The sequence below is a fragment of the Acinetobacter lwoffii genome (genome assembly GCF_024129595.1).
In the GTDB taxonomy this organism is placed as follows: domain Bacteria; phylum Pseudomonadota; class Gammaproteobacteria; order Pseudomonadales; family Moraxellaceae; genus Acinetobacter; species Acinetobacter lwoffii_O.
Genome location: NZ_JAMXXS010000004.1, coordinates 39,667 through 60,615, shown reverse-complemented (window position 1 = coordinate 60,615; position 20,949 = coordinate 39,667). Strand labels below are relative to the sequence as shown.

General features: G+C 44.4%; 26 protein-coding genes. All 26 read right to left on the bottom strand.

Features of this window, described 5'->3' with window-relative positions; all coding sequences use genetic code 11:
* Positions 1-2 precede the first annotated feature (2 nt).
* The 26 genes from NI466_RS03875 to NI466_RS03750 all read right to left on the bottom strand — a co-directional run bounded on the left by NI466_RS03875 (position 3) and on the right by NI466_RS03750 (position 20,856).
* Complete coding sequence (locus NI466_RS03875; protein ID WP_004278853.1) at positions 3-308, bottom strand: integration host factor subunit beta; 306 nt, start codon at positions 306-308, stop codon at positions 3-5.
* A gap of 163 nt (positions 309-471) precedes the next feature.
* The gene (rpsA, locus tag NI466_RS03870; RefSeq protein ID WP_005097313.1) at positions 472-2,151 is read right to left on the bottom strand and encodes a 30S ribosomal protein S1; all 1,680 of its coding nucleotides are present in this window, start codon (positions 2,149-2,151) and stop codon (positions 472-474) included.
* Positions 2,152-2,261: 110 nt separating this feature from the next.
* The gene (gene cmk / locus NI466_RS03865; protein ID WP_253172797.1) at positions 2,262-2,945 is read right to left on the bottom strand and encodes a (d)CMP kinase; all 684 of its coding nucleotides are present in this window, start codon (positions 2,943-2,945) and stop codon (positions 2,262-2,264) included.
* Between the two features lie 17 nt (positions 2,946-2,962).
* Positions 2,963-3,394: an SRPBCC family protein gene (locus NI466_RS03860; RefSeq protein ID WP_004278856.1), complete on the bottom strand. Its 432-nt coding sequence runs from the start codon at positions 3,392-3,394 to the stop codon at positions 2,963-2,965.
* 60 nt (positions 3,395-3,454) lie between these two features.
* Positions 3,455-3,970 (bottom strand): tRNA adenosine(34) deaminase TadA, encoded by a 516-nt coding sequence (gene tadA / locus NI466_RS03855; RefSeq protein ID WP_004278860.1) that lies wholly within the window; start codon positions 3,968-3,970, stop codon positions 3,455-3,457.
* Positions 3,971-3,976: 6 nt separating this feature from the next.
* Positions 3,977-5,098, bottom strand: a complete 1,122-nt coding sequence (locus NI466_RS03850) for an enoyl-CoA hydratase/isomerase family protein (RefSeq protein ID WP_148334422.1) — start codon at positions 5,096-5,098, stop codon at positions 3,977-3,979.
* A complete protein-coding gene (gene ung / locus NI466_RS03845; protein WP_005247316.1) occupies positions 5,095-5,808 on the bottom strand; it encodes a uracil-DNA glycosylase in 714 nt (237 codons plus the stop codon). The genes NI466_RS03850 and ung overlap by 4 nt, the downstream gene beginning before the upstream one ends.
* Before the next feature lie 46 nt (positions 5,809-5,854).
* Positions 5,855-6,451, bottom strand: coding sequence for a 6-pyruvoyl trahydropterin synthase family protein (locus tag NI466_RS03840; protein ID WP_044109536.1), 597 nt, complete (start codon positions 6,449-6,451; stop codon positions 5,855-5,857).
* Positions 6,452-6,603: 152 nt separating this feature from the next.
* Positions 6,604-7,575 (bottom strand): type II secretion system minor pseudopilin GspK, encoded by a 972-nt coding sequence (gene gspK, locus NI466_RS03835; protein ID WP_253172796.1) that lies wholly within the window; start codon positions 7,573-7,575, stop codon positions 6,604-6,606.
* A 6-nt stretch (positions 7,576-7,581) separates the two neighbouring features.
* On the bottom strand, positions 7,582-8,223 hold the full coding sequence (gene gspJ, locus NI466_RS03830; RefSeq protein WP_253172794.1) for a type II secretion system minor pseudopilin GspJ: 642 nt from the start codon (positions 8,221-8,223) through the stop codon (positions 7,582-7,584).
* Positions 8,220-8,771: a type II secretion system minor pseudopilin GspI gene (gspI, locus tag NI466_RS03825; RefSeq protein WP_374952684.1), complete on the bottom strand. Its 552-nt coding sequence runs from the start codon at positions 8,769-8,771 to the stop codon at positions 8,220-8,222. The genes gspJ and gspI overlap by 4 nt, the downstream gene beginning before the upstream one ends.
* Entirely contained in the window at positions 8,761-9,312 is a 552-nt protein-coding gene (locus NI466_RS03820; protein ID WP_253172792.1) for a type II secretion system protein, read from the bottom strand. The genes gspI and NI466_RS03820 overlap by 11 nt, the downstream gene beginning before the upstream one ends.
* Before the next feature lie 9 nt (positions 9,313-9,321).
* Positions 9,322-9,936: a TetR/AcrR family transcriptional regulator gene (locus tag NI466_RS03815; RefSeq protein ID WP_005252237.1), complete on the bottom strand. Its 615-nt coding sequence runs from the start codon at positions 9,934-9,936 to the stop codon at positions 9,322-9,324.
* A 41-nt stretch (positions 9,937-9,977) separates the two neighbouring features.
* Positions 9,978-10,751, bottom strand: a complete 774-nt coding sequence (locus NI466_RS03810) for a TatD family hydrolase (protein WP_253172790.1) — start codon at positions 10,749-10,751, stop codon at positions 9,978-9,980.
* Between the two features lie 27 nt (positions 10,752-10,778).
* Positions 10,779-11,120 (bottom strand): PilZ domain-containing protein, encoded by a 342-nt coding sequence (locus tag NI466_RS03805; RefSeq protein WP_004278877.1) that lies wholly within the window; start codon positions 11,118-11,120, stop codon positions 10,779-10,781.
* Between the two features lie 15 nt (positions 11,121-11,135).
* Complete coding sequence (locus NI466_RS03800; RefSeq protein WP_005106565.1) at positions 11,136-12,116, bottom strand: DNA polymerase III delta subunit-related protein; 981 nt, start codon at positions 12,114-12,116, stop codon at positions 11,136-11,138.
* Between the two features lie 14 nt (positions 12,117-12,130).
* On the bottom strand, positions 12,131-12,892 hold the full coding sequence (kdsB, locus tag NI466_RS03795; RefSeq protein WP_253172789.1) for a 3-deoxy-manno-octulosonate cytidylyltransferase: 762 nt from the start codon (positions 12,890-12,892) through the stop codon (positions 12,131-12,133).
* A 12-nt stretch (positions 12,893-12,904) separates the two neighbouring features.
* The gene (lpxK, locus tag NI466_RS03790; RefSeq protein ID WP_253172787.1) at positions 12,905-13,909 is read right to left on the bottom strand and encodes a tetraacyldisaccharide 4'-kinase; all 1,005 of its coding nucleotides are present in this window, start codon (positions 13,907-13,909) and stop codon (positions 12,905-12,907) included.
* 3 nt (positions 13,910-13,912) lie between these two features.
* Positions 13,913-15,640, bottom strand: coding sequence for a lipid A export permease/ATP-binding protein MsbA (gene msbA, locus NI466_RS03785; RefSeq protein WP_253172785.1), 1,728 nt, complete (start codon positions 15,638-15,640; stop codon positions 13,913-13,915).
* Entirely contained in the window at positions 15,640-16,062 is a 423-nt protein-coding gene (locus NI466_RS03780; protein ID WP_004278885.1) for an ExbD/TolR family protein, read from the bottom strand. The genes msbA and NI466_RS03780 overlap by 1 nt, the downstream gene beginning before the upstream one ends.
* 10 nt (positions 16,063-16,072) lie before the next feature.
* Positions 16,073-16,711 carry a MotA/TolQ/ExbB proton channel family protein gene (locus NI466_RS03775; protein WP_253172784.1) on the bottom strand — a complete coding sequence of 213 codons (639 nt, stop codon included), beginning with the start codon at positions 16,709-16,711 and terminating at the stop codon, positions 16,073-16,075.
* Between the two features lie 31 nt (positions 16,712-16,742).
* Entirely contained in the window at positions 16,743-17,630 is an 888-nt protein-coding gene (locus NI466_RS03770; protein WP_004731487.1) for a ParB/RepB/Spo0J family partition protein, read from the bottom strand.
* A complete protein-coding gene (locus NI466_RS03765) occupies positions 17,627-18,409 on the bottom strand; it encodes a ParA family protein (protein ID WP_004278889.1) in 783 nt (260 codons plus the stop codon). The genes NI466_RS03770 and NI466_RS03765 overlap by 4 nt, the downstream gene beginning before the upstream one ends.
* A gap of 25 nt (positions 18,410-18,434) precedes the next feature.
* Positions 18,435-19,067 (bottom strand): 16S rRNA (guanine(527)-N(7))-methyltransferase RsmG, encoded by a 633-nt coding sequence (gene rsmG / locus NI466_RS03760; RefSeq protein ID WP_004645477.1) that lies wholly within the window; start codon positions 19,065-19,067, stop codon positions 18,435-18,437.
* Positions 19,068-19,152: 85 nt separating this feature from the next.
* Positions 19,153-19,842 (bottom strand): N-acetylmuramate alpha-1-phosphate uridylyltransferase MurU, encoded by a 690-nt coding sequence (gene murU / locus NI466_RS03755; RefSeq protein WP_253172782.1) that lies wholly within the window; start codon positions 19,840-19,842, stop codon positions 19,153-19,155.
* Positions 19,843-20,856: an aminoglycoside phosphotransferase family protein gene (locus tag NI466_RS03750; RefSeq protein ID WP_253172780.1), complete on the bottom strand. Its 1,014-nt coding sequence runs from the start codon at positions 20,854-20,856 to the stop codon at positions 19,843-19,845.
* Between the last annotated feature and the right edge of the window lie 93 nt (positions 20,857-20,949).

Below are 20,949 nucleotides of genomic sequence, written 5' to 3'. Positions count from 1 at the left end.
AATTATTTTTGTGCAGACTCGTTCACAGCGTCACGAAGTGCCTTGCCTGGTTTAAAGTGCGGAACTGCTTTTGCAGCCACTTCTACTGATTTACCAGTTTTAGGGTTACGACCTACGCGCGGTTCACGGTGATGCAATGCAAAACTACCAAATCCACGAATCTCGATACGATTGTCAGTTGATAATGCTTCTATCATTTGATCAATCATAATTTTAACTGCTTCTTCCACTAAAGGCTCAGCCAAATGCGGATTTTTTAACGCAATACGCTCTATTAAGTCAGACTTATTAAGTGCTTCAGTAGTCATCTGCGACCTCTTTAATTATCAAGCTACTTGGGATCTATTTCCCGATAATAACCTGTTTAAATACAAAACGGTAGCGCAATAATTAAATACTACGCTACCGTTTACAGTATTTGTATAAAAAGTATTAGTTAACTTACATTAACAATACAATTCAAACGCTTACTTAGTTACCCATTTGAGCTTTGATCAGGTCACCAATCGTCTTAGGACCATTGTCTTGACCAGCAGCTGGAGCTGTTTTCAAGTTAGCAACTGCTTCTTTCTCTTCAGCTTCGTCTTTCGCTTTGATCGACAAGTTGATTGCGCGAGATTTACGATCTACGTTGATGATCTTCGCTTCAACTTCTTGACCAACTTCAAGGAACTTAGTTGCATCTTCAACGCGATCGCGATTGATTTCAGATGCTTTCAAAGTCGCTTCAACTTCGTCAGCTAACTTAACAGTCGCGCCTTTAGCGTCAACTGCAGTTACAGTACCTTTAACCAACGCACCGCGTTCGTTAGCAGCAAGGAAGTCATTGAACGGATCGTTGTTCATTTGCTTGATGCCAAGGCTGATACGGTTGCCTTCAGCGTCTACAGAAAGGATAACTGCTTCAACAGTGTCGCCTTTCTTGTAACGACGAATCGCTTCTTCGCCTTGTTCGTTCCAAGAAATATCAGACAAGTGAACTAGACCGTCGATACCGCCTGGCAAACCGATGAAGATACCGAAGTCAGTGATAGATTTGATCGTACCAGAAACTTTTTCGCCTTTGTCGTGATCTTTAGCAAACTCTTCCCATGGGTTAGCACGAGTTTGTTTGATACCAAGAGAAATACGACGACGTTCTTCATCAACTTCAAGAACCATAACATCAACTTCGTCACCAATCTGAACAACTTTAGATGGGTGGATGTTTTTGTTCGTGTGATCCATTTCTGAAACGTGTACTAAACCTTCAACGCCTTCAGCGATTTCAGCGAAACAACCGTAGTCAGTCAGGTTAGTTACGCGCGCTTTAACGATTGAACCTTTAGGGTAACGGTTCATGATCGCTAACCATGGATCTTCGCCAAGCTGTTTAAGACCTAGAGAAACACGGTTACGTTCGCGGTCGAATTTAAGTACTTTAACAGTAACTTCTTGACCCACTTCAACAACTTCTGAAGGGTGCTTGATACGTTTCCAAGCCATGTCAGTGATGTGAAGAAGACCATCAATACCGCCAAGGTCAACGAATGCGCCGTAGTCAGTAAGATTTTTGATCGTACCAGTAACTGTTTGACCTTCTTCAAGCTGAGCAAGAAGAGCTTCACGGTCAGCTGAAGATTCAGCTTCCATAACAGCACGACGTGAAACAACAACGTTGTTACGTTTAGCGTCAAGTTTGATTACTTTGAATTCTAACTCTTTGCCTTCTAGGTGAGTAGTATCACGAATAGGACGAGTATCAACTAAAGAACCTGGAAGGAACGCACGTACTGGACCGATGTCAACAGTGAAACCACCTTTAACTTTACCAGAGATAACACCAGTAACGATTTCGCCGTCTTCAAAGATTTTTTCAAGTTTAGTCCAAGTTTCTGCGCGTTTAGCTTTTTCGCGAGAAAGAACTGTTTGACCCATACCGTTGTCAAGTGCTTCAACAACTACGTCTACAGTGTCGCCAACTTGAACTTCAAGTTCGCGCTGTTCATTTAAGAACTCAGCACGGTCAACAACGCCTTCAGATTTAAGGCCAGTGTCAACAGTTACCCAATCAGAGTCAATGCTTACTACAACGCCCTGGATAACTGCACCCTTTTCAACGTTGAGGTTTAATTCGCTTGCTTCAAAGAGGGCTGCAAAAGATTCGGTCATGATATTTCCGATAAAGTCAGCGGTCTTGGATCAGACAAGGCCGGTTTAATTAAGCATCTACATAGTCCATATAAAACTGATCAAGCTATGCGTTTGCTGATAAAATTGGGTTAATTTGCTAACTGCTGATCCACATAAGTGGTCATCAGCTGGAATACTTCATCGATATTCAAATCTGAACTATCAATAATGTAAGCATCATCCGCAGGCTTGAGTGGAGCGACAGCGCGTTCCGTATCTCGTTTATCGCGAGCGATGATATTAGCTAAAATGTCGCTTATTTTAACATCCAGCCCCATGCCCTGCAACTGCTTTACACGTCTTTGCGCGCGTGATTCAGCCGAGGCCGTCAAATATATTTTTGCCTGAGCGTCCGGGAAGATACTTGTCGCCATATCACGTCCGTCTGCTACCAGACCAGGCGCCTGTGCAAAGGCATGCTGACGTGAAACCATCGCTGTTCTAAGCTCAGGAATTGCTGCAACTTTTGAAGCAAACTCTCCTACCCGTTCAGTTCGAATAGTTTGGGACACATCTTCACCATCCAGCCACACCTGCACCCCGGTGTCGGTACTGACAAACTGGATATCTAAATTTGTTGCGATTTGTACGCATTCTGGCAATTTCGTGTCTAGCGAATCCAGCAAATCATGGTGATGCAATGACAAACCCAAAAGGCGGTATAAAGCACCAGAATCCAATAAGTGAAACTGATAATGTGCAGCCAGTTTCGCTGCTAACGTGCCCTTGCCAGACCCACTTGGACCATCAATGGTAATAATTTGAACTGTCATTGCTTTCCCGTTGTTGTTTAAACAGATTTTGCGAGTTTTGTCAGGCCTAGTTTAATCGCTGCCTGTAACTGTGCAAGGATTAATTTACTCACAAAAGGCGCACGTGCCTGCAATTCAATCGTATAAGTTACTAACGTTTTGTCATCAGCCAGTGCTTCAAATTCAATAATGCCTAAATGATGCTTGATCAATGGATTTTTAATAATCTGATATTCGATGCGATTATTTGGCTCGAACAAGGTAATTTGTTCTTTCAGCGGCTTCACTGGCCCCACACCCATTGCACGCACTGAACCGAGTCCATCTGGATATTCAGCATCCGCAGAATCCTTGATTCGTTCGACCTGCATCGGCGCGAAGGCAATATTATAGGTGGCATGCTTAGACATTAAATCAAAGACATCATCAAGCGCTGCCGGAAATTCTTTTTTTACTTGAATGCTGTTCATTATTGTTCCTGAAGATTGCAGATATTTGAAAGTAAGCAAATTTTAGCGGATAAAGCAGATTTATTTCTGCGTATTTAATAACTTTTCTTGTAACTTGAGTTCTCGTTTCTGCTCGCGGCGCAACTTAAAAAATGCACTCAGCTGTTCAGAACATTGCTGCTGCATGCAGCCTGCCTGGAAAGGAAATACGTGATTATAATAACCGGTTTCAAACAGTTGACGCGCACTCACCAATGAACCCGCTTTCGCTTCAAATGCACCAAATACCACTCGCGAAACCCGCGAATGCACCAGTGCACCGACACACATGGTGCACGGCTCAAGAGTCACATAGAGCACCGCATCATCAGGTAACCGATAATTTTGGATGTTTTGACAGGCATCACGTAGTGCAACAATTTCGGCATGCGCAGTCGGATCATTCAACGAGATGGGCGCATTAAATCCTTGGCCAATGATCTGATTCTGACTGACGATAATTGCCCCCACAGGAATTTCTCCCTGTGCAGCAGCAAGTGCAGCCTGCTCGTAAGCACGCTGCATCCAGTATTCATCTGTAAATTGTGTTTCGGACATTGAAGCTTAAATCACACCATAATGCTTGAGCAGCTCATTCCAGCTTTCAATAGTCGTAACTGGAGGATTCCCACACAGGATCCCTTTCAAGCTCATATCTGCACCTTTTTTCCACTCAGGACTAAGGTCTTTGTCGACCAGACGTGCTCGTACACCCTCAACAAAGTCATGATGACGAATTTTCCAGTCTGAGATCTGAACTTCCAGTTCGAAAACTTCATTCCAGGAATGTATCTGCTTACCCCATTGCCACAATAGCCAGGTCAAGGCTGCAGTAGTTGGCGAACCTTTTTTCAGGTTTTCACTGGCCTGACGCAACCAGTCACTGCGTGCGTCACTCAGGCCAATAATCGACTCATAATCATGCTCAAAGTTGACACCACGGCAAACACTATGAATCACATCCAGAGAGTTTTGCAACGGTCCCGGGCCGACCGGACGGTGCATACTATTCAGGGTGTCATCAATGGCACGGAAGTCACCTGCAGGATAATGCTCCCAGTCAATATTAATGACTTTATCCAAAACTGAATCACGCTGTGCATCACAAATATGCGTTGCCCAGCCAATCCCGTAAGCGCCCGCAGCAGTCATGATTGAACCGGTCAAGCCGGTAAATAGACCAATCGCACCACGATCTGCCAAGAAGCGGGTTGCACCCACGTCTGGATACAAACCGATATTGATTTCAGGCATTGCCAAACGTGAATATGGCGTCACTAAACGGAAAGGCGCCGCCATAAACAAGCCCAAGCCACCACCCATCACATAACCTTCACCCCAGACTAAAACGGGTTTGGCATAATTATGCAGTAACAGATCGAGTGCATATTCTTGTTCAAAGAATTTATTGGCAGCCGCGACTTCATCATTAATCACTAACTGACGCAGCTTACGCACATCCCCACCCGCACAGAACGCTTTCGGTGTGGTTGAATCCAGCCAGATGGCTTTGACGCTATCATCATGATGAAAGTCCTGAAATACTTCCAGAAGTGCGGAAGCAATCGATTCATCGAGAGCATGCAAAGATTTCGGGCGATTTAAACGAACGATACGCCAACCATTGTGCGCTTCTTCAACAATCAAATCCGGATGATAATGTTTAGTAAGGGGAGAATATTTCATGCGTCCAGCTGCCAATCTATAGGCTCAATGCCATGTTGTTTGAGGTAGTTATTCGATTTTGAAAATACTTTACAACCAAAAAAACCACCACGGTTTGCTGCCAAAGGCGATGGATGTGCTGCCTTTAACACGAGATGCTTGTCTTGATTAATGCGCTGTCCTTTACGCTGTGCGTATGCGCCCCAAAGAATAAAGACAATATGTTCACGCTGTTCATTTAATACATCAATGACGTGATCGGTAAATTCTTCCCAACCGCGCTTCTGATGCGAAGTTGGCTGACCTGCTTCGACGGTCAGTACTGCATTTAACAGAAGCACACCCTGCTCTGCCCAATGCGTCAAGTCACCATGCTTCGGTCTTTCAACCCCAACATCAGCATGTAACTCATGAAAAATATTACGCAAAGATGGTGGTAATGCAACCCCCTTTTGCACGGAAAAGCTTAATCCATGCGCCTGATTTGGGCCATGATAAGGATCTTGCCCCAAAATTACCACTTTTACCCGATCTAGCGGCGTGGTATTTAACGCATTAAAAATCAGATGATTGGGAGGATAAATGATTTTATCTGCTTTTTTTTCTTCAACGAGAAATGCTTTTAATTCATCCATTTTCGGACTGAGCAAAAATTCACTCAATCCATATTTCCAGCTTTCATCCAGCTGAACTTTATTCAGCTTGGCCAGTTGCTGTTCATTTAAAGACATTCTTCAATCCTAAATCTATGTCAATGGATTTAAAGTCACGCAGACTTTAAATCTGTACCTGTAAATCTACTGTAGGGTTATGAAATGGTGTGCCCTGTTTGAGCTTGGCAAACATGTCCGGATCTGTCCATTCAGCCTGCACTTGTTCAGAGAACTCAAGTTGCTCCAGACTAAGGATGCCCATTTGTTCATTTTGAATATCTTCTAAAAAGCTTTGTGCATAGCCGGTGTCGGTTTCATGCACAATCACAGAATAGACTTCGACATCGCCTTCACCATTTTGAGTCACGGTCGATGCCAGCACCTGCTGTGCCAGAAAGAAGAAAATACGTGAAAACTGTTCTGCTGATGGCGATACCGGCAAAGACACCCAGCGCGCACTGAAATTCTTGCAGGCCTGAATATATTCCGGATCGTCATTTTTCCAAAAGCAGATGGCATGATCGAAAGAATCAAAGAAATCCTTAATCACACCTTTAAGCAGACCAAAGTCATAGACCATTTGACCATGATCTAGCTTCGAGGCTTTTAGCAATAACTCGACTTTATAACTATGGCCATGGATCGAACGCTTACAGCGATCTGACGTGCAGTTACGCACAATATGAGCATTCTCAAACTTAAATAACTTACGAATTAACATATGCCGTAATGTCGTCAAAAAATAGGTGAATTAATTTTGATTATAAAGCAAAAGTAAAGCTTTGAGGATTAATTTTGCTGCTTAGCATGATAGGGAAAAGGCATCAGCCCGGCATTTGCGCTTATCCAGCCTGTACAACTCATGAGCTAAAATTAAAATGGCGCCATGCTGCGATATGCCACATAAACCTGTTTGTCCTGACGAACCAGATCACTACTAAATTGGCGCTTACGCTCACTTAAAACCACTTCGATTCGGGCTTTAAAATAATTGGATTGCACCCCAAGCAGACTGTTAAACAAATTACGCTTGTCCGCATCGACCTGAGCAAAAGGCTCCAGTGACCACAAATCAGATACATTGGAAAAGTGCTCCAAATTAGCCTGACGCTGATCCAGCAATTGCTGCACTGCATTCACATCCAGCTTTTCATCCATACTGGCCAAAAGAAAAGCTGAAGTCGTATTAATATTGACCGAACTCTCCTGCACCGGTGCAGCGCTGAGATACGGTTCAATCAACTTATATTTATTCTCTTCAAAACCGCGTACCAGCTTTAACTCTTCTAGGCTATGAAATTTTGCATTCGGCGGCAAAGCAGCATTGGGCAAGCCTTGATAATAGTTAGATTCGGCGCCCATACCTCCACTGACCAGCTCGTCTGCATCCTGCCAGTCAATGACTGCTTCACTGAGCTGTGCCGGCAAACCGGCACGTTTTAGAATCAGCTCGAACCATGCTTTGGCATTTTCATTGACTGCGCCTTCGGCAGTAATCAGGCTATTTAAATTAAACTTGCCTGATTCATCCTGTATTATTCCGGAGACATAACCGTCATCTACCGGAAAAGCTGGCATGGGCTGCGCCCAGGTTTCCTGCAGATGGTCGACCTTTACGGCATTTTCAGCATCATCGACCAGCAATTCAGAAAAAAAGGCCTCAGCACTTTTGGCATACATTAAGGACTGGTTTTGTCGCATCAAATAGGCAGTGCTTTCAGCAGTTGCAGCTTGACGTTGCGCAATCGTAGCCGCCAGAATAGTCGCTAGCGCTACCATCACCAGAATGGTAATCAGTGCAATGCCCTGCTGCTGCTTGATCATGATCGCTTTATTCATTTTCATTTCTTATTATTCTGAGCTGGGTTGACCGGTGTTCTGAGTATCAAGCAAAAAGTCCGTATTCAATAAACTGAACATCCATTCATAACTTACACCATTCACGGTTAAATTGATTTTAATCCCTTTAGGCAAACGCTGTTTATGCTCTAACTGATTCAGATCAGCAGAAGCATCCGGCCATTGCGTGAGTTCATTCGGATTAAGTACGATGATCTGAAATTGTTCCACTTCCGACAATAAAACACTGGATTCGGGCTGATCTTGACCTGTCTGATTCAGATTCCGGTATTTCAGGCGATAAAGCTTCTGCTCATCGGCTCGATACTGATATTCAATGCGCTCATCTGGGGAAATCCCTTCTTCCAAAGGATCAGTTACCCCGGTTTTACTGAAATTAAAGCGTCCGTTCTGCAGCACCAGAGCCGGCTGAATATCCCCATTGATATTGGCCGTTAAGGGTACTGCCTGTACGGTATCTCGCAGAATCTGCTGATAGGTTTGTTGTAACTGACCTAGACGCTGTTCATGAATCACATTCTGATCTTTGGTTTTGACAATATAATCAAAAACTTTCCAGCCCAAAGCAGACAGCACCGCAAAGATCGCAATTGCGACCATTAATTCAACTAGGGTAAATCCTTTAGGCTTCATGGGGTATTGTTCATGCGATGATTAAAGAACATCAGACTGCTGATGCCAGATTCAACCTGACCACTGTCCTGATTAACCAGACTAATCTGTAATTCGATTCGCTGGACATTCGGACTGACCGTCGGCTCACTACGCTTGTCAATCTGCCAGTTTTCACCTTGCTGGGTCAGCTGTTTGGAAGCCGTGCCTTCCATCCATTCCTGATTGATTTCCATTTGTGCCACTTCATTCAAGGCAACAAACTGTGCTTTGGTACGTAGAATGGCATTCGAGGTCGACTGGGTATATTGCATCGCGACTTTGGTCAGGGTCATAGCTGCGGTCGCAAAAATTGCCAAGGCGACCATAACTTCCAATAAGGTAAAACCTGAGGCACGATTAAGTCGAGTAACACTCGACCTGAGCGACATTGTCGCGCAAGAAAGTCCGATAGCAGCGCAAGACGAAGTCCTATGCTTGCAGCACACATGATCAAATCCATGAACACTCGCCTTAAACAACTTGATTACACCAGACCCAGCGCTCTGCTTGAAATATCTAGATTTCATTGATTTTACCCAGATGATCAATCTCAATCGCAGCACCCACTTCACGGTCTTCTAAAAAGAACTGAATCCGCACCGGTTTGACTTCACCATTGCCGAGCCAGATCAATTGAGGTGAATTTGCCTGAGTCAGATCACGGTTTTGTGCCCTGGCATAACGCTGCTGTTCCAGTGCCTGAATCTGAAAGGAAACATGATCAGGCAAACTGCGCAATTTAAAATCTGCATAACTTTGCCATTTCTCATTTTGCAGGTTCGGTTCAGTCTGCGCTGCCGAACGATATTCTATAATTCCATAGCGAAATGGCGTGACATCTGTCGCTGATTGAATATCAAGCGCGAGTATTCTGGACTGGTCATTAGCCTCGCGTAGCACCCGTTGCAAGTCCACCAATAAAATTTCCCGTGCCTGCATCGCTTTGCGCTGATCGACACCACTGGTATTCAGCAGCACTAGTGAAGCCATAATTCCCATAATCACAATCACCACCATCAATTCGATTAAGGTAAAGCCACGAACTGCACTGTGAGGTGATCTGATCATAGGACAACCTTAGGCAAACTGCTCGGCTGAATGTACCTGCTTAGGCAAAGCCAGTGCCTGATCGATATAGGCTACACGCAAGGTATCGCGCGAACCCAAATAACGCTGATAGAAACTGGAATTAAGAATTGCAGCTGCACCATGGGTCAACGACCAGATCGAAGCCAGATAATCGCGTACTGACATGCGGCTATTAATAGAAGCCAGATAAGTTTCTGTCATACGGATAATCAGGCGTAAACGCTGTTTGCGCACCTGATAAAGTTCGCTAAAAAGGTGCTGGATTCCAACCCCAGTCGTCGACAGGCGTTCTTCAATCTGATGAAACAGCACGGTTCGTTCCGGATGATGTAAATGATGCAGCATAAAGAAGGCCAGATGTTCAGGAAAGGCTTTATCGCTATCCTGAATCATTTCCAGCAACATGCGCTCATTACGGATAATCAGCAGCATGTACAGCTCATCTTTACTCTGAAAATGTTTATAAAGTGTCCCTTTGGCCAGATCAAGCTCGGCAGCCAGCGCATCTAGCGTCATTCCTGCTTCACCATTTTCCAACAGGAGCTGTTCTGCAACTTGAAAAATCAAGGTTTCTCTTGCTCGAAACTGAGCCTGACGATCCATCTTCACCCTATAAACTCTCTTTGTACTTTATATAACTTTATTTACTTTAAATTCAGAAGATTTTCAAAGTTCTGCTTTGTGATAAAAGCCATTTCTTCTAGCGACTTATCATATACATCGCAAAGCGCTTTGGCTACATAAGGAACGTATTTAGGCTCATTAGATTTGCCACGATACGGCATTGGCGCAAGATAAGGACTATCGGTTTCAATCAGCACACGATCCAGCGGAACCTGTTTGGCGACATCACGCAGATCCTGCGCATTTTTAAATGAAACAATTCCGGAAAATGACACATAATAGCCGCAATCCAGTACTGCTTTAGCGGTTTCCCAGTCCTCGGTAAAACAGTGCAGGATGCCATGCGTAGATTTTTCCACGCGAATAATATCGACGGTATCATGCTTAGCGGAACGGGTATGAACGACTACAGGTTTTTTGGTGATTTGTGACGCATGGATATGCCGGGCGAAACAGGCTTTTTGCTCTGCAATAAAATCGGTACTGTGATAATAGTCCAGACCTGTTTCACCGAGTGCCCAGACTTTCTCCGGTTGCGCCAGTTCGACCAGATATTCAGTCGTGGCACGCGCCATGGTTGCAGCATCTTCGCAAGGATGTACGCCAACGGTATATCCGACATCTGCATGACGCGCGGCAATTTTGGCCAGCTCGATATGATCATCCAGATCGACCGAGATACTCATGAATTTGGAAACACCGGCTTCACGAGCCTGAGCCAATGCCTGATCCAGATCACCATGATATGGTGTCAAATCAAGCAGGGTTAAATGACAATGAGTATCTACAAACACGATGCGTTCCTACCAAGGGTAAATTAACTACATAGTGTAACTTTTACGTCCTTCAGATTTAAGACCTGCAACCAGACGATCTGCTTCATTTTTAAAATAAACGCCTTTTTCACCGCTTAACTGGATGCCAAAGCCTTGTGGCTTGATACCATTCTGCTTTTGCGAGACCCAGATGACTTTACCGGTTAAAGGAATTTTCTGGGTCTGGTCAGGCAAAGTCGTCAATACAAAAACCTCTTCGCCCAGTTTGACCGGCTGCTTGGAAGGAATAAAAAGCCCACCACCCACAACATAAGGCATATAGCTGGCAAACAGTGTTTCGATGTCAGGAATATTGGCCTGAATAATACCGCCCATACGTGGTTGCATGTGATTTCCCCTTAATTAAAGATTCATCAGTTTGATAAACAATTCATCAATAACCAGATTGCTTTGGACATTCTGTTCAAGGAATTGTTTAGCGCGCTGAAAATCTTCATAAATTTTAAAAAGTGCTTCTAATGAATATTGTTCGGCAAGTACATTGAATTCAAGGTCAATGTTTTTCACCGTCTGATTTAGCTTGACACAAATTAAATCGGACAACAAGTATTCAAACATTTGAGCAAAGTCACCAAAATTCAGGTTTTTATTCCATTTGGTCGCAATTGCCATCGGCATATTTTTTTGCATGACCAGTTTTTGCCAGTCTTGCAGGAATTCCTGACGTAGTGGCAGCCAGGCACTTTGTGCAACCTCTAGTGCCTGTAACGGCATCTGATTGGACAGGTTCATCAATAACTGTTGTTGGCTAGCACCTGCATCTGGGAGCTGATTCTGGACATAATCGCTAAATTGTTCTGCGGAAATCCGGTCCAAAGCAAAATGCTGCAAACGACTGCGTATAGTCGCGGGCAATTTTAAATAATGATTCGCCAGTAAAATAATGACCGTATTATCACCGGGTTCTTCCAGTGTTTTGAGTAAGGCATTGGCAGAGGCAATATTCAAGGCTTCTGCCGGCTCAATCACAATCACGCGCCAGCCATCTACAGTCTGTTGCACAAAAGGCAGCAGATCGCGAATCTTCTCGATCTTGATTTTGGCATTCTGTTTTTTATTGTCGTCATCGGTACTGATATGCACATAGTTGGGATGGGTGTCTGCCTTTAACCATTGACAGCTACTGCATTCACCACATGGCCCGGCAGGCTGACGATTCAGGCATAACACCCAAGCCAGAAACTGTTGGGTAAACGCTTCTTTACCACAGCCTTTTTTTCCATAAAACAATAAACCATGTCCAAGCTTGGGAAAGCGCCCGGTCAGGGTTTCCCAAACCTGTTGCTGCCATGGATAGATATGTGCATTGACATCAAAAGGCATGTATTTGACTCTTCTTAGGCAAAATGGGAAAGATCCATCTGATTCAGGCGATCCAGATCTTCCTGGGTATCTACCCCTGGCGGCAAATTGGCTTCAGCCACCGCAATGGCAATACGGTGTCCATTTTCCAGTACCCGTAACTGTTCTAGAGATTCCAGTTTCTCCAGCACACCCATTTCCCAGGTCACATATTCTTGCAACAGTTTTACCCGATAGGCATATAGACCTAAATGACGATAGGCCTGATCATGCAGCTTCGGTTCAGCGAGTTTCGCGCCATCACGGTCATAAGGAATGGTAGCACGGCTAAAATACAGTGCCTGCTGCTGTTTTGACATTACGACTTTTACAATGCTGTCGCGTTTGAATTCATCCAGTTGATGGATCGGCTCACATAGCGTCGACATGGAAGATTCAGGCTGATCTTCCAAGAGTTGAGCAACCTGTTTTACCAGTTGCGCCGGCAGTAAAGGTTCATCCCCCTGTACATTGACAATAATGTCCTCACTGGCCCAGCCTTTGATTCGAGCCACTTCACTCAATCGGTCTGTGCCTGAAGGATGATTTGCCGAGGTAATCACCACATCAATGCCTTCAGCACGGCAAACAGCGGCAATACGCTCATCATCGGTGGCCACACACAGATCATCAAAACCTTGCACTTTTTTGGCTTGATCCACTACCCGCAGAATCATGGGACGACCATGAATTTCCAGCAACGGTTTACCCGGCAGACGTGAACTGGCGAAACGTGCAGGAATAACAATGTGTTTCATAATGAATGAGCCTTAAGAAATTTGAATGCCGTATTGTTGTAACTGTTGCTGCAAAACTGTATAGCAGGCTGGCGATAGGACTGCATCGACTGGCACCACCCAGATATCCTGTTTAAAATCTGGATATTGTTTAAGTAGCGCCATAATTTTTATTGCGTCTTTTTCAGTGGTAATAATCGGATTGTTATCATCGAACTGTAAATCTTCAATGTCATAGTCATGATGGTCTGGAAACTCATGACACTGAAATTGTTCTATGCCTAAATTTTGCAAGGTCTGATAAAACCGCTGTGGAAAGCCAATGCCGACTACCGCATAAAAAGCCGCTTGAGGGTTAAAGATTTTAGTGCTGTCCTGATTAAGCAAATAAGGCTGTGATGCAGCCAGATGCATATGCAGTTCAGAGCTTGGGTTAGCCGAATGCTCAATTACGGTTCCGGTTTTTAGCCGTGTTACAGGTTCGCGCAGATAGCCTTCTGGAAGCAGTTTCTGATTACCCAGACCGCGATTATTATCCAGCACAATCCACTCAATCTGGCGGTTCAAGGCCCAGTGCTGTAATCCATCATCACAGATAATCAGATCCAGTTCATGTTTGTGCAGCAATAACTCGATACTTTTCTGCCGGTTGGGACCAACTGCCATCGGCACGCCTGTTGCCTGTACAATCAAGGCAGGCTCATCTCCGACAATCTCCGGCAAGGTATTAAAGTCGACATAGGCAGGAAATGGACCTTGGCCGCCATAGCCTCGACTGATCACGCCTACCCGAACATTTTTCTCGGTTAAATAATCCACCAGATGAATCAACAAAGGTGTTTTACCGCTACCACCGACTGTGATGTTACCAATTACCATAACGGGAATTGGTGCACTATAACTTTTTTTAATGCCTTTTTGATAAAGCCAGTGATTGCTGACAAAACCCAGGCGATACAACCATGACAAAGGACGCAGCACCACCAGCCACTTTGCCTGTGCATTCCAAGCATCCTGAATGATTTGTGCTAATGCCATGAGTTACTGTTCCTCAAAGTTACGCTGATGCAACTGATAATAAGCACCATGTAGCGTAATCAGTTCGGCATGACTGCCCTGCTCAACAATACGGCCCTGATCCATAACCACAATACGATCCGCGTTTTCAATCGTCGATAGACGATGTGCAATTACGATGGTCGTACGGTCCTGCATGGCTTTATCAAAGGCACGCTGAATAAAGTATTCCGACTCGTTATCCAGCGCACTGGTCGCTTCATCCAGAATCAGGATAGAGGCATTTTTCAAAATTGCGCGTGCGATCGCGATGCGCTGACGCTGGCCACCAGACAGGTTTAAACCCTGGGCACCCAGCTGAGTATCATAACCTTGCGGCAATGCCATAATAAAATCATGCGCATAGGCTGCCTTTGCTGCCGCGATAATATCTTCATCGGAGGCACCTTCAAGCTGACCATAAGCAATATTTTCCCGCACAGTTCGGTTAAACAGTACTACTTGCTGGTTCACCATGGCAATTTGGGTTCGCAAGGCGGTAATTTCAAAATCTTCAATCGGTTTCTGATCCAGCAGGATCTGCCCAGAAGTTGCATCCTGATAACGCACCAGCAGATTCACCAGAGAACTTTTTCCTGCACCAGAACGTCCTACCAGCGCTACTGTTTCACCGGCCTTGACCTGTAAATTAAATTCATGAATGGCATGATGGCCATCATCATAAATCAAGTTAACATCTTTAAACTCGATATCGCCTTTTAGGCTATCAGTCAACGTCCCGGTATTTTTTTCCTCAGGCATATCCAGCAATTCAAATACTGAATGTGCTGCGGCCATACCCCGTTGAATCTTTTCATTGATATCCGTCAAGGCTTTGATTGGTCTTGCCAGCATACCCGCCGCAGTAATATAAGCAACAAATTCACCGGCAGAGGTGTCACCCAAGATTTGTGGGCGCAAGGCAATAAACATCACGATACTCAGTGAAATGGACATGATCAACTGAACGACAGGACTATTCAACTGTTGCACAGCGACCATTTTCAAGCCACGACGCAAGTTTTCAAGCGAGTTCTGTTTAAAGCGTTCCTGCTCAGAACTTTGCCCGCCAAAACCTTTGACGATCAGGTTGGCATTCACCGTTTCCTGCACTACATGGTTCACATCACCCATGGTGTCTTGTACTTGTTGCGATAATTTACGCATCCGTCTTGCAGCTTTACTGATAATAAAACCTATGACGGGTGCAAAAATCAGGATACACATGGTCAGACGCCAGTTGGTATACAACAGGTAGCCTAATAATGCCAGGGTGATCAAACCTTGTTGCAACAAGGTTCTTAGGGCTTCAGTTGAAGCAGCGGTTAGCTGTTCAACGTTATACATGATTTTGGCAGTAATATGCCCGCTGGTATTGTCCAGATAATACTGGGAAGGTAAACGCAGCAATTTTGCAAAAACTTCCTGACGGATATTGAATACCAGATTCCGGGAAATTACCGCAGTAAAATATCCACCCATGAACAAACCCAAGCCCCGGAAGAACATGAGTATGACCACTAAAAACGGGAAAAGTGATGTGAAACTCTGGTCTTTATTTTGAATCGCCTCAATAATATATTCCAGTAATTTAGCGACAGAAACTTCCGTAGCCGCATTAATAGAAAAACCCAACAGGACAAGCAATGCAATGCCCCAAAACGGTTTTAAATAACTTAAAAGGCGAAGATAGACCTTAAAATCGTGCTTCACTAATAACCTCGGGTGGGTACTTTGGTACTGATATTAATATTTACAAATCCGAGCTGACCGGCCACGTCCATGACACGAATCACGTCCTGATGGCTGGCTTTTGCGTCAGCTGCAATGACAAACATTAAATCACGGCGTTCATTAGAAATCTGTTTAATTGCAGTATTTAAATCCGCGACTTCCTTACTGGCCAAGGATTGACCATTGACTGCGTAATGACCATTGGCATCCACAATCACTTCAACTTTCTGATCATAGCTTTTAGGCGGTACACCCTGCGCATCCGGCAAGGTCAGATTCATTCGGCTCATTTGGCTAAAAGTCGTCGATAACAGCAAAAAGACCAGAATAAACAGCAGACAATCAATCATCGGTGTCAGATTAATATGTACATCTTCCACCTGGTTGCGTTTGAATTTCATCATCCGCCTCCTAGCTGGCTTTTTGCATGTCTTGGTCTATGTCTGCATGATTGCGATAAAAAAGATCCGCATGAAACAAAGTCGCTTGCTGTTCAAGTTCAGCCACATATTCCTGAACCAAGCGCTGGAAATAACGGTGAGCAAACAGTGCAGGAATTGCAATCAGCATACCGGCTGCTGTGGTAATCAACGCCTTGGAAATACCCGGCATCATCAATACCGGATCACTTCCAGTTCCCACATCGATCATCAGGAAAGACTCAATAATCCCAAGTACAGTCCCCAACAAACCGAGTAAGGGTGCAACTGCACTCAGCGTACCCAGAAAATTAATATTTTTTTCCAGATACCCGATTTCCTGTGACGCCGCCACCTCCATCTGCGCACGCGCATACTGTTCACCCTGCGGCTTACTAGTATAGCCCGCAGTAAATACCCGGCCCAAAGTACTTTGCTTTAAGGCCGCACTTTGATTCATTTTTTGCATGACTTGTGCTGTATTTTGCGAAGGCCCCATCAACAGGATCGACGGAAGTACTACGTTCTTTTTCAGACGAATCAGGCGCTCGATCGAAATCGCCAACATAAAAATAGAACACAAGACCAATGGCAGCAAGAGCCAGCCACCTGCTTTAACCAATTCCCACATCTAATTTATTCCCCAATAAAAAATAGATAAATTATTCATCTTCTAAAATAGAAAGAATGCCATCAAGTTCTTCTAAAGAGTGATAGCTAATAACCAGTTTTCCTTTACCTTGCTTGTTATAGTCAATTTTAACATCTGCACTGAAACGCTCTGAAAGACGCTGGGTCAATTGCTGAATATCTGGTGCTACCGCTTCTTTTACTTTTTCTTGTTTAGGTGTATTGAAATCACGGACTAACTGCTCGGTTTGACGAACAGACAGACTTTTTTCAATCACGATATCTGCGACTTTAAGCTGATCTTTAGCTTTCAAGGTTAAGATCGCACGTGCATGTCCCATATCCAGCAAACCTTGCTGCATAAAATCTTTTACTTCTTCAGCCAGGCTGAGCAGGCGAAGCAGGTTACTCACTGTCGTACGCGCTTTACCCACGGTATCTGCAATTTCCTGATGGCTTAAGCCAAATTCTTCATGAAAACGCTGCAAGGCCATCGCCTGATCAATCGGATTCAAATCCTGACGCTGGATGTTTTCAATCAAGGCCAGTGCAATCGCAACCTGATCATTCAGATCACGTACAATCGCAGGAACCTCGGTCAAACCCGCCAGCTGTGCAGCACGCCAGCGACGTTCACCCGCAATAATCTCGTATGGATAGCGTTCATCGTCAACCGGACGGATCACGATGGGCTGCATGATGCCATGCTTTTCAATTGATGCCGCCAGTTCCTGCAAATCCTGCTCATTGATATAACGGCGTGGCTGATATTCACCACGCTTGAGCAAATTCACATCAATCTGTTTCAACTGACCATGATCAAGACCTTGGGCTTCAAGTTGTAATTTTTCTTTTTGAATTGAGCCTAGCAAGGCATCCAAGCCACGACCTTTGGCGAGTCCACGTTTCTTGACGGTCATGCTTTACTTCCTTTTTTCACTTTGCTTTTCTTTAATACTTCAGCTGCCAGATTTAAGTAAGCAACTGCACCCTTTGAGCTTTTTTCAAAATAAATCACCGGCAACCCATGTGCCGGCGCTTCTGCCAGACGAATGTTCCGTGGAATCACGGTTTCATACAGTTTTTTACCGAAATATTGTTCTAATTCTTCAGATACGTCACGGGTTAAGGCATTACGTGCATCGTACATGGTGCGTAATACACCAACAATTTGCAGGTCTGGATTCAATGCTTGCTGAATCCGGTCGATGGTCTGGGTTAAATCAGCCAGACCTTCCAGTGCATAGTATTCACACTGCATTGGAATCAGCACACCATCCACGGCTGCCAAAGCATTGACAGTAATCAAGCTAAGACTCGGTGCACAATCGACAATGATATAGTCAAATGAAGATTCAATTTCCTGCAATGCATCCCGCAAAATGAACTCACGCCCTTCCTGCTCTGCAATCGCCAGCTCAACGCCCGCCAGATCGCGGTTTGCCCCAAGAACCTTGTAACCAACTTCCGCTTTAGAGATCGCCGTTTCTATCGGCACTTCACCCAGCAGTACATCCGTGACCGAATAAAGCAGGTCATTCTTCTGAATGCCAGACCCCATGGTCGCATTGCCTTGCGAATCCATATCGACCAGCAAAACACGTTTTTTTAACACAGCTAAAGATGCCGCCAAATTTACTGCGGTTGTGGTTTTACCTACACCACCTTTTTGGTTTGCAATCGCAATAATTTGTGCCATGTTGCCCCCAATCCCTTTAAAAATCTTAAATACGTTTTAATAGAAGTAAATGACGCTGTTCGTCTAAGCGTGGAACTTTAAGTTCAATAATCTCACAACTAAATTCATTTTTTAAAGTAGCAACTTCATCTTCAGGAATTAAGCCTTTCATTGAGGCAATAATCGTTTGCTCATGCATATACGGCTTAGAAGCATCAACAAAGTCTGTTAATGATGCAAAGGCACGACTAGTAATCACATCAAATTGACCCAGCTCATTGATGCTGTCTTCATTTTCTACACGCGTTTGCACGGCAATGACATTTTTAAGTTTCAAGTCAGCAATAAACTGCTTGAGGAAACGAATTTTTTTACCGTTTGAGTCCAGCAATACACATTCACGCTCAGGCTGACATAAAGCAATGATCATGCCCGGCATACCACCACCTGTGCCGATATCCAGCAATCTGCCCGCAGGCAAGTCCTTTAAAATACTTAAACTGTCGAGCAGATGCTTGACTAGCATTTCCTTAGGATCACGGATTGCAGTCAAATTGTATGCTTTGTTCCACAGCACCAAAGCATCCTGATACTTGAGTAATAAATTTAAAGCCTCATCAGATAGCTCTAAACCCAAAGCCTGGCTACCCTGCTTTAGTTCTTGAAAAAACATGTGCATAAACAATCTACGCTCGAAAAAGTTAGGTGGAAGTATACCGTTTTCTCTATATTGGCACAGTAGGCAGTGCTTAGCGAATATTCACTTAAGCAAACTTCCCTTCACGGATCGCCGTATCCAGTGCCGTTAAACGCTCCGGGGTTCCCACATCAACCCAAATGCCTGCCAGTTTAGACGCTGCAACCTGCTGATTCTGCATTGCTGCTTTTAGCAAGGGCGCTAAAGGACGCTTGCCAGTCGCTAAGCCTTGGAACATCTTCGGATCAATTACGGATATACCGCTAAACGTCAGGTTTTCACCTTCGACTTGCTGATCAAAAGTATAGGCTTTCCCTTCTGCAAGCGTAAAATCACCTTCAGGATGTTGTTCAGGGTTCTGCACAAGTACGAGATGCGCCAAATTACCCTTTAGATCAATATCCAGTAAAGGAGCAAAATCCATCGTGGTCCAGACATCACCATTTAACAGAATAAAAGGTTCATCACCGAGTAGCGGCAAAGCATTAATGATTCCACCAGCGGTTTCCAGACCTTCACCCTCATGTGACCAAAGGATGTTGATGCCAAATCGTGAACCATCGCCCAAAGCTTCTGCGAGTTTTTCACCGAGCCATGCGGTATTGATGACAATTTCAGTAACACCAATCGCAGCCAGTTTCTCTATATGCCAGACGATTAAGGGTTTGCCTCCGACTTCCAGCAAAGGCTTTGGCGTATGTAGCGTTAGCGGCCGCATACGATTGCCAAGACCTGCGGCCAAAATCATCGCTTTCATTTAGGCAGCCACCTCATATGACCCATATTTAGCTTCGAATGCAGGCATGACTCGGTCACGCATAAACTGCATAAATGGCTCTAGTTCTGCATAAGCCTTAGATTCTTCAAGCAGATACCACATGACACGTGGTAAATCTTTGAGATAACCCGACTTGCCATCACGTTCAAACAGACGCACAAAAATACCGAGGATCTTGATATGACGCTGAATCGCCATCATGTCGGCATCTTTTTTAAACTGTTCAAAGTCACGGCCTTCTTTAGCAGATGCTGGCAATAACTCATAGAAATTTTTGAACCAGCGATACACACGGTCGGCATTCCACTGCACATAGGCATCGCGGGTAATCGAGATCAGGTCATAAGTATCGGCACCAATCACGGCATCCTGAAAATCAATCACACCGAGTTCGGTTTCATTGTCGATTTTCATTAGGTTACGGCTATGAAAATCCCGATGTACAATAACCTGAGGTTGTGCCAATGCGGTATTGGCCAGAATCGCAAAAGTACGTTTGATCAAGGCGCTTTCTGATTCAGTCGGTTGAACCTTTAATGCTGGCAACATCCAGTCAGTCAGCAATTCCATTTCTGAGATCAGTTTTTCATAAGAATATGCCGGGAAATGCCCTTCTCCAGCAATCGATTGCAGCTGAATGAGCTGCTTAAAGCTTTGCTCATAATAGGCATCTACAGTCTCGTCATTCAGCAGATTCGACAGCAGCACATCACCAAAGTCTTCGAGCAGTAAAAAGCCATTTTCCAGGTCTTTTGCCACGATATGCGGAACACGCACGCCATGTGCATCAAAAAACTCATCTATCGTCACAAAAGGCACACAATCTTCTTTTTCTGGTGGTGCATCCATCAGCATAAATGTTTTATTATTCAGTTTGATTCGTGCATAACGACGGAAGCTGGCATCACCTGCTAAAAAATGAGTTTCAAATTGATCTGAACCGAGTACAGAGGCAATCCAAGATTGTATCAATTGTTCGCGTTGTGTATTCATTTGCAATTAATTCTAATACAGGCTGAGTTTTTAAAGTGCTAAGTGTAGCTACTTATCAACTTTTTCTCTATGATGCGACAATAATTAATTGCG

What these genes read in the sequence shown, in the direction of transcription:
- NI466_RS03805 (WP_004278877.1), bottom strand. Translation starts at nt 11,120, where the DNA reads ATGCAACCACGTATGGGCGGTATTATTCAGGCCAATATTCCTGACATC.
- gspI (WP_374952684.1), bottom strand. Translation starts at nt 8,771, where the DNA reads ATGAAATCTAGATATTTCAAGCAGAGCGCTGGGTCTGGTGTAATCAAG.
- NI466_RS03770 (WP_004731487.1), bottom strand. Translation starts at nt 17,630, where the DNA reads ATGACCGTCAAGAAACGTGGACTCGCCAAAGGTCGTGGCTTGGATGCC.
- rpsA (WP_005097313.1), bottom strand. Translation starts at nt 2,151, where the DNA reads ATGACCGAATCTTTTGCAGCCCTCTTTGAAGCAAGCGAATTAAACCTC.
- kdsB (WP_253172789.1), bottom strand. Translation starts at nt 12,892, where the DNA reads ATGAAACACATTGTTATTCCTGCACGTTTCGCCAGTTCACGTCTGCCG.
- NI466_RS03840 (WP_044109536.1), bottom strand. Translation starts at nt 6,451, where the DNA reads ATGTTAATTCGTAAGTTATTTAAGTTTGAGAATGCTCATATTGTGCGT.
- ung (WP_005247316.1), bottom strand. Translation starts at nt 5,808, where the DNA reads ATGTCTTTAAATGAACAGCAACTGGCCAAGCTGAATAAAGTTCAGCTG.
- tadA (WP_004278860.1), bottom strand. Translation starts at nt 3,970, where the DNA reads ATGTCCGAAACACAATTTACAGATGAATACTGGATGCAGCGTGCTTAC.
- cmk (WP_253172797.1), bottom strand. Translation starts at nt 2,945, where the DNA reads ATGACAGTTCAAATTATTACCATTGATGGTCCAAGTGGGTCTGGCAAG.
- NI466_RS03820 (WP_253172792.1), bottom strand. Translation starts at nt 9,312, where the DNA reads ATGATCAGATCACCTCACAGTGCAGTTCGTGGCTTTACCTTAATCGAA.
- NI466_RS03875 (WP_004278853.1), bottom strand. Translation starts at nt 308, where the DNA reads ATGACTACTGAAGCACTTAATAAGTCTGACTTAATAGAGCGTATTGCG.
- NI466_RS03750 (WP_253172780.1), bottom strand. Translation starts at nt 20,856, where the DNA reads ATGAATACACAACGCGAACAATTGATACAATCTTGGATTGCCTCTGTA.
- NI466_RS03815 (WP_005252237.1), bottom strand. Translation starts at nt 9,936, where the DNA reads ATGGATCGTCAGGCTCAGTTTCGAGCAAGAGAAACCTTGATTTTTCAA.
- lpxK (WP_253172787.1), bottom strand. Translation starts at nt 13,909, where the DNA reads ATGGCATTAGCACAAATCATTCAGGATGCTTGGAATGCACAGGCAAAG.
- gspK (WP_253172796.1), bottom strand. Translation starts at nt 7,575, where the DNA reads ATGAAAATGAATAAAGCGATCATGATCAAGCAGCAGCAGGGCATTGCA.
- NI466_RS03800 (WP_005106565.1), bottom strand. Translation starts at nt 12,116, where the DNA reads ATGCCTTTTGATGTCAATGCACATATCTATCCATGGCAGCAACAGGTT.
- murU (WP_253172782.1), bottom strand. Translation starts at nt 19,842, where the DNA reads ATGAAAGCGATGATTTTGGCCGCAGGTCTTGGCAATCGTATGCGGCCG.
- NI466_RS03765 (WP_004278889.1), bottom strand. Translation starts at nt 18,409, where the DNA reads ATGGCACAAATTATTGCGATTGCAAACCAAAAAGGTGGTGTAGGTAAA.
- NI466_RS03850 (WP_148334422.1), bottom strand. Translation starts at nt 5,098, where the DNA reads ATGAAATATTCTCCCCTTACTAAACATTATCATCCGGATTTGATTGTT.
- gspJ (WP_253172794.1), bottom strand. Translation starts at nt 8,223, where the DNA reads ATGAAGCCTAAAGGATTTACCCTAGTTGAATTAATGGTCGCAATTGCG.
- NI466_RS03775 (WP_253172784.1), bottom strand. Translation starts at nt 16,711, where the DNA reads ATGTGGGAATTGGTTAAAGCAGGTGGCTGGCTCTTGCTGCCATTGGTC.
- rsmG (WP_004645477.1), bottom strand. Translation starts at nt 19,067, where the DNA reads ATGCACATGTTTTTTCAAGAACTAAAGCAGGGTAGCCAGGCTTTGGGT.
- NI466_RS03860 (WP_004278856.1), bottom strand. Translation starts at nt 3,394, where the DNA reads ATGAACAGCATTCAAGTAAAAAAAGAATTTCCGGCAGCGCTTGATGAT.
- NI466_RS03780 (WP_004278885.1), bottom strand. Translation starts at nt 16,062, where the DNA reads ATGAAATTCAAACGCAACCAGGTGGAAGATGTACATATTAATCTGACA.